The following is an 814-nucleotide window of genomic DNA, read 5'->3' on the forward strand; positions in this document are numbered from 1 at the left end:
CTTGCTTGTGCACTTTTTAGTCCAGCTAGAGCTTGTTTTACTTGTGTTCCAACAGTCATAAGATATCCTTCTTTCTAGATGTAATTGAAATACAAAAATAGTATGTGGATAAATTCATTGGTTATGTATGCACGAGCTGAAATAATTTCACCAACCGTTAGTAGATTTCAAATAAGCACCAAATTTTCTGATTGTTGACGAAACCTTTCATATGTTTTCTCGTCAACTATTTCAAAAACCATATATTTGGAAAAATACTGAGTGAAGAAGAATATACATGGATTAAGGAGGGAAGAGTTTTGCATTTAATAAAGCGGAGAGAGACGTCAGAGCAAAATCATGTAAAAATGGTAGCGTATATCATTATTTTATTTATCAGCAGTTTGTTTGTCCCGTTTATCGCGGTGGCATCTTATCAAAGCATGGTCTATTTTTCTCGATCTCACTGGTTTTTTTCGACACCTTTTTCTGCTTATTTCACGTTTATGGGTGGAATGATATATTTAGCCGTTATGCTTACCATCTATTTGATTTTTAGACAGTGCTGGGAAAGTCTTTGGTTTAAAATGATTATGGTTGTCATGCTGCTTGTTAGTATACCTGCTTTTGTATGTAGCTTAACCAATTATTATTATTTGGATAATGATGGGATTCATTATAATACATTAATGGGCCTAAAAGAAAAAGAATATAGGTGGGATAGAATAGCAAAAGTACATATTGAATATAGAAACCATCAGGGAACAACCAGTTTTTATCAATATATCTTTGAGATGCCGGATGGCAGTGAAATAACGATACCAAATAGTGATAA

The 814-nt window shown here is 33.2% G+C and carries 1 pseudogene; it reads left to right on the top strand.

The window, feature by feature from the left end:
* Positions 1 to 299: 299 nt before the first annotated feature.
* Positions 300 to 814, top strand: a pseudogene (locus V7137_RS29510) (hypothetical protein); the annotation flags it as partial.

This window comes from Neobacillus drentensis (genome assembly GCF_036962765.1).
GTDB classification, from domain to species: domain Bacteria; phylum Bacillota; class Bacilli; order Bacillales; family Cytobacillaceae; genus Neobacillus; species Neobacillus drentensis_C.